The sequence below is a fragment of the Priestia sp. YIM B13552 genome, from assembly GCF_042787775.1.
Classification (GTDB): domain Bacteria; phylum Bacillota; class Bacilli; order Bacillales; family Bacillaceae_H; genus Priestia; species Priestia megaterium_E.
This window is the reverse complement of the sequence record NZ_JBHZOU010000021.1, coordinates 1-5,283: the sequence shown is the minus strand read 5'-3', so window position 1 is coordinate 5,283 and position 5,283 is coordinate 1. Positions and strand designations below refer to the sequence as shown.

The following is a 5,283-nucleotide window of genomic DNA, read 5'->3' as shown; positions in this document are numbered from 1 at the left end:
GCCCGTTGGTCAAGCGGTTAAGACACCGCCCTTTCACGGCGGTAACACGGGTTCGAATCCCGTACGGGTCATCAAAAGAGCAGTTTGCATTTGCAAACTGCTCTTTTATTTGTGGTAGATAAATGATGGGTTTTTATATGGTGAAAAAAAATAAGCTGTGGCAGCTACTGCTGTAGGTTTAGCTATGATAGCCATCCCCTCAACAGTACCGAATTTAGGGGGTTCTATTGAATTTATAGAAATTGGAAGAAAGGAAATGCTTAATCCTGTAGCTGTTGGATAAAAAAATTGCAGATACGGATAAAACATTCGACAATTAAAGTGGGTTTGTTAAGGGAACTATGGAAAAAGTATTCTCCGAATTTGATCAAAAACTATCCTAAATAATACTAACAAAGTAAGAATCGGAAAATAATTTCTTCTTCACTTTCCTATTGATAACTCCTTCAAATGGTACTCAGTATTAATTCCTTATTTATATTTCATAACGTATTTTATTTGGTTATTCATTATTTGTATAAATTTAACAGTAGTTATAAAAAAATGAGACGTTCGTAAAAGTATACGTTTGCGAACTTTTCTTTTTTATAAGAAATCTATTATTTTTATCGTTCGTTTAAGTTTGAAAATAAATTACGAACGTTCTCTATAATTTATACACTTTTACGAACGATTTTGGTAAAATAAGATGAAGAGAACCACAAAAGGAGTATAAAAATGGAAAATAGAAGATTTGGATACATACGTGTAAGCAGCCGAGATCAAAATGAAGGTCGTCAGCTTCAATTGATGCAGGAAGTTGGGATTTCTCCTCGCGATATTTTCATTGATAAACAAAGCGGAAAAAACTTCAATCGAGAACAATATCAATTATTAAAACGAATGATTCGTAAAGGGGATATCCTTTATATTCATTCTTTAGATCGTTTCGGTCGCAATAAAGAAGAAATTCTCCAGGAATGGAATGCCATCACAAAAGAGATTGAGGCAGACATTGTAGTTTTAGATATGCCGTTGTTAGATACAACTCAGTATAAGGACAGTCTGGGAACGTTTATTGCGGATTTAGTCCTGCAAATTCTGTCTTGGATGGCTCAAGAAGAACGAGATCGTATTCGTAAACGTCAACGTGAGGGAATTGATGTTGCGTTAACTAAGGGTATATCTTTTGGGCGCCCCAAAGCTCAAGTCAGCGAAGAATTCATTGAGGCTTATAATCGATGGAAGCAAAAAGAGATTACAGCTGTACAGGCAATGAAGGAAGCAAATGTAAAAAAGACAACGTTTTATAAATTAGTAAAACAATACGAAAATAAGATAAATATGGAGACCATTTAAATAAGAAGAAAATAGTTAAAACAACGTATATATTAGCATCGGAGTCCTAAGTGAAAAAATATTATGTTTTATAGAAAAGATTTAAGTAATATCTATTCGGTGAAGAATTTACTTATTTTCGTCATGGAGAGCTAGTGTTAGTATTATTCTTTTTGTTAGGTTGTTTTTCATTACATATTATTCTACGCGCTATTTTATCTATTAATCTCGTATTAAAACAATGAAAAAAGGAAATACTGTTTTTAAAAAAGAAATGATAAAGGGGTTAATAGTTTATGGAAAATAATATGTCTAATGAAATGAGTCAAGCTGAAATAAGTATATCTGATGAAATGTTAGCCGAATTGTTTCTAAGTCAAGTAATGAATGATTTCAAAAAAGGTAAAATCCTTGAAGAAATTGATCAGTCCTTAAGGAATAAGGACAAAGAAGCTTTTTTACGTTTAACGAATAAACTTAAATCTGCATCTTAATAAAAAAGTATAAATAGGAGTTCATCATTTACAATCATAAACAAATAAACCGAATTGAAATCCTTTATGAGAAGTTAAATAAGGGGGTAATCATCAGTTATTATGGTTTAGCCTCAATATAGGGAGGATACTCAGCCGGGGGATATCTTCCTGTTACGATTAGTACGTAAGCAAATATACAGAAGATACTAATTGCTCCTATTACTAAAACAAAGCGAAGAAACTTCTTCATTTTTTTCTTTGGAACTCATTAAAATTAATAATAGTACTCATAAAAATCCTCCTTGTCTTATTTTTTAGAAATATATTATAAAAAAGAAGATAAAACCACCTTATTTAAAACTTACTGGGTAGTTTTATCTTCCAATATAGCACTAATTTATTTTAACTAAACCAACTTAAGTTAACTCCGCTTTTCCAAAGTAATAGCCCGTCCAAAATATTAGTAATAATGTCTTCTTACTCGACGAACACTGATACTTTCTAAACTAGTAACATTTCTATTTCCAGAATTATCTTCCCATACTAAGAAACCATTTTCTACTCGAATAAACGTACCGTTTCCATCAAGTTGTCTTCCAGCAGAAAAAACTTGAATTTCATCTCCTCTTCGAAAACCATCTAATCTAGAACGAGATGTACGACGGTCTCCACTACGACGTCCTGGCATAACTTCACCTCCAAATAACCTTATAGTACATGCTATGAAGAGAATGAAATTTGGTATAAGCAAAATGCTTACCAGTGAAAAAATATTTTGACAATGTGAAAATTGATTATACTTTTCCATGCCAATTTTTCACTTCCGCATACTATACAATATTTATATTAATAACCTCCAAACCCTTTGATATGAACGGCAAAACACTCCTGATTTTGATATGGCAATCAGGAGTGTTTCGAATTAGTAAGGAATACATCCTAAAACAACTCTATCCAATAATGACGAGAAGAATAAATAAAACAATTAGAATGGCAAAACATCCACCAAGTCCACATCCACCATGACTAGAAATACTATCACTACTTTTTATAAAATTTAAGTAAAGGAGTAGGAATACAAATTACATGGACTAACGCATTATATGTATCTGTAAATATTTATAAGCATGTTTACTCCTAGAATTCAATTTGAAAAAATTGCTGCTATTTACCATTAGTTTCTTTAGTATTATAAATATAAGAGTTTATAATACTATGAATACATAATTAACAAATAAAAAAAGCTAGCACAAAGCTAACTTTTTTAAATAGGAAATAAAGGTAAATAATAATTAAAAGCAAGATAACCTTTAATTATTAGCAACCACCGGCAAAGCCGCCAAAACAAGAAGCCCCAATAATGATTAATAAAATAAACAATACGATGATCAAAGCGAAACCACCGCCAAAACCACAGCTGCCTCCACCGTAACCATAGCCGCAACCGCCACCATAACCTCCAAAGAACATACATTCACCCCCCCATATGCTTAATACTTTTAGAATATGTATAGAAAATCAAAATGCTCCCCGTATTCCTCAAGCGTTGAACTAACAGGAGTAACGATATGTAATCAGCAAATTTAATTTTATAGAAATATATATAAACCCTTTAGATTAGTTTACATAGAATGAAAGAACCATACCCTTTAATTTCAGCAGATTAGTTCACCTCCCTGACGAATTTGCAGTTGTTAAAAGACAGAAAAACTCTCTGATGCCCGGGAGTTTTTCTGTCTTTTAGAATATATATCATATGTATGTTTAATTAATATAATAGATTTTATTGGAATTCATTATTTGAAAAGGTTTTGAATATTATTAGAGAAGGCTCTTGGAATGCCACTTCGATAAAGCCATCTATAATTCAAAAGAAAAAACAATCTGTCTTCCAATACAGATTGTTTTTTCTTTTTTTGACTTTGTAAATTATGAAGATGAAAAATAAAGTTAAAAGGATTCTAAGTGTGAGACGAAATTTATTCGAACTGCATAATATTCCTTTATTTCTCTTTAGGTAACTTGTCTATTGAAAATGAAATTTTATTTTTGAGCAAACTACACAAGATATTGCCAAACTTGACACACAAAATTAAATTCTGCTACAGAAAAAAACTGCCTCTTTTGACTGGGAATATATAGGTTTTTTTATTTTTTAGGATGACTATGAATATACATCCTTAGTTAATATACAACCTGTTACCGGAACAAAAAAGTCATTAGAGACTAAGAACTTTAATGGCTTTTTCTATAGGAAGGCATGTTCAAACGTCGTTATTACAAAGACTTACCTTATATAAATACTAAGTTTTATTAGCCTTTAAACAATTGAACCCAATAAGCTCTGTATCGATTAGATTCTAGGCCAAGAACATAACCAATTCCAGTGTACTTATAATTTGCATTTAACATACTAGCATAATGGCTAGGACTATTTTTCCAACCTTCAAAAGCTGCTTGAGGAGTTATATAACCAGCTGCAATATTTTCAGCAGCATATTGATACGAACCACAAAAATTTTTTAACATTTCAAAAGGTGTACCATATTGAGGACTATAATGTGAAAAATAGTTATTATCTCTCATGTCAACAGCCTTCAAATTTGCAACTTTGCTCAAATTTAAATTAATCATAAGAGGCGCAATATCAGATCTCTTTCTTTCTTCGTTTACTAAAGTCACAACTTGTTCTTGAAAACTTTGATGTGGAAACGAAAAGTCTGCAATATTACTCACTTTTGATATTTTAGATTTCTTTGATTGATACTCTGTTACACTATTTGCTGTTCTTTTACTTCTAGATGATCTTGATTTCATAAGTTTCATTCCATCCCTAATTAGTATGAAATATAATATTCTAAATAAATAATATGGTTTGTATGCTTGTCCTCAATTTCTTATTCAAGAATAAAAACGGTTGAAATCAATGAATTAAGCCATTTTACACGTATTAGAACATGTCCAAACTCTTCTTATTTAGCTGCATATTATATAGAATAACGGTATCTAAAAGGAGGTAATTAAGATAGAACAATGGCTTAATCTTATCGGGAATTTTGGCTTTCCTATTGTTGTTACTTTTTATCTTCTACTACGCTTTGAAAAGAAAATAGATTATTTAACAGAAGCTATTAATAATATAGCCATCATTATTGAAAAAGAACAGGACAAGCAATAAATAATTGGTTTATGAATTTATTTTTTAAATTAATTTCTTAGTATGAATACTACCTAATAATTAGAGTAAACTACACAAGATGCGATGAAGCATCCACTCGAAATCCTCGCTACAAATAGAAAAGCTACTGATTTTTAGTAGCTTTTTCTATTTGCAGGCTGTATATGACATACAACTATGGTTAACATAATGACTCTTCCAGTACACACCAAAAAAAGAACCCTTGTTGCAGAACGGGGACTGCACCCTGTTTGTGAGACAGGACTCAAAGCACCTTTTAAACAGCCAGCTGCCGGTATTGTACTGGTGACT

Annotated in this window: 7 protein-coding genes and 1 tRNA gene; 4 read left to right on the top strand and 4 right to left on the bottom strand. The window is 31.4% G+C overall.

Going from position 1 to position 5,283, the window contains the following annotated elements:
• The 3 genes from ACFX40_RS27580 (at nt 1) to ACFX40_RS27570 (ending at nt 1,811) form a co-directional block, all read left to right on the top strand.
• Nucleotides 1-71 (top strand) — tRNA-Glu (locus ACFX40_RS27580).
• A 646-nt stretch (nt 72-717) separates the two neighbouring features.
• Nucleotides 718-1,338: a recombinase family protein gene (locus ACFX40_RS27575; protein ID WP_221778286.1), complete on the top strand. Its 621-nt coding sequence runs from the start codon at nt 718-720 to the stop codon at nt 1,336-1,338.
• A 275-nt stretch (nt 1,339-1,613) separates the two neighbouring features.
• The gene (locus tag ACFX40_RS27570; protein ID WP_367077648.1) at nt 1,614-1,811 is read left to right on the top strand and encodes an IDEAL domain-containing protein; all 198 of its coding nucleotides are present in this window, start codon (nt 1,614-1,616) and stop codon (nt 1,809-1,811) included.
• A 442-nt stretch (nt 1,812-2,253) separates the two neighbouring features.
• Here ACFX40_RS27570 and ACFX40_RS27565 read toward each other — a convergent pair whose 3' ends face one another.
• The 4 genes from ACFX40_RS27565 to ACFX40_RS27550 all read right to left on the bottom strand — a co-directional run bounded on the left by ACFX40_RS27565 (nt 2,254) and on the right by ACFX40_RS27550 (nt 4,610).
• Complete coding sequence (locus ACFX40_RS27565) at nt 2,254-2,481, bottom strand: hypothetical protein (protein ID WP_221778289.1); 228 nt, start codon at nt 2,479-2,481, stop codon at nt 2,254-2,256.
• 262 nt (nt 2,482-2,743) lie between these two features.
• On the bottom strand, nt 2,744-2,827 hold the full coding sequence (locus tag ACFX40_RS27560) for a YjcZ family sporulation protein (RefSeq protein WP_263046321.1): 84 nt from the start codon (nt 2,825-2,827) through the stop codon (nt 2,744-2,746).
• Nucleotides 2,828-3,110: 283 nt separating this feature from the next.
• Nucleotides 3,111-3,263: a YjcZ family sporulation protein gene (locus ACFX40_RS27555; protein WP_182421864.1), complete on the bottom strand. Its 153-nt coding sequence runs from the start codon at nt 3,261-3,263 to the stop codon at nt 3,111-3,113.
• 843 nt (nt 3,264-4,106) lie between these two features.
• Nucleotides 4,107-4,610, bottom strand: a complete 504-nt coding sequence (locus ACFX40_RS27550; RefSeq protein WP_377257375.1) for a CAP domain-containing protein — start codon at nt 4,608-4,610, stop codon at nt 4,107-4,109.
• A 202-nt stretch (nt 4,611-4,812) separates the two neighbouring features.
• Between ACFX40_RS27550 and ACFX40_RS27545 the strand changes: the two genes are divergently transcribed.
• Nucleotides 4,813-4,971 carry a YvrJ family protein gene (locus ACFX40_RS27545; protein ID WP_377257378.1) on the top strand — a complete coding sequence of 53 codons (159 nt, stop codon included), beginning with the start codon at nt 4,813-4,815 and terminating at the stop codon, nt 4,969-4,971.
• The last annotated feature ends 312 nt before the right edge of the window (nt 4,972-5,283 follow it).

What these genes read in the sequence shown, in the direction of transcription:
- ACFX40_RS27570 (WP_367077648.1), top strand. Translation starts at nt 1,614, where the DNA reads ATGGAAAATAATATGTCTAATGAAATGAGTCAAGCTGAAATAAGTATA.
- ACFX40_RS27555 (WP_182421864.1), bottom strand. Translation starts at nt 3,263, where the DNA reads ATGTTCTTTGGAGGTTATGGTGGCGGTTGCGGCTATGGTTACGGTGGA.
- ACFX40_RS27565 (WP_221778289.1), bottom strand. Translation starts at nt 2,481, where the DNA reads ATGCCAGGACGTCGTAGTGGAGACCGTCGTACATCTCGTTCTAGATTA.
- ACFX40_RS27550 (WP_377257375.1), bottom strand. Translation starts at nt 4,610, where the DNA reads ATGAAATCAAGATCATCTAGAAGTAAAAGAACAGCAAATAGTGTAACA.
- ACFX40_RS27575 (WP_221778286.1), top strand. Translation starts at nt 718, where the DNA reads ATGGAAAATAGAAGATTTGGATACATACGTGTAAGCAGCCGAGATCAA.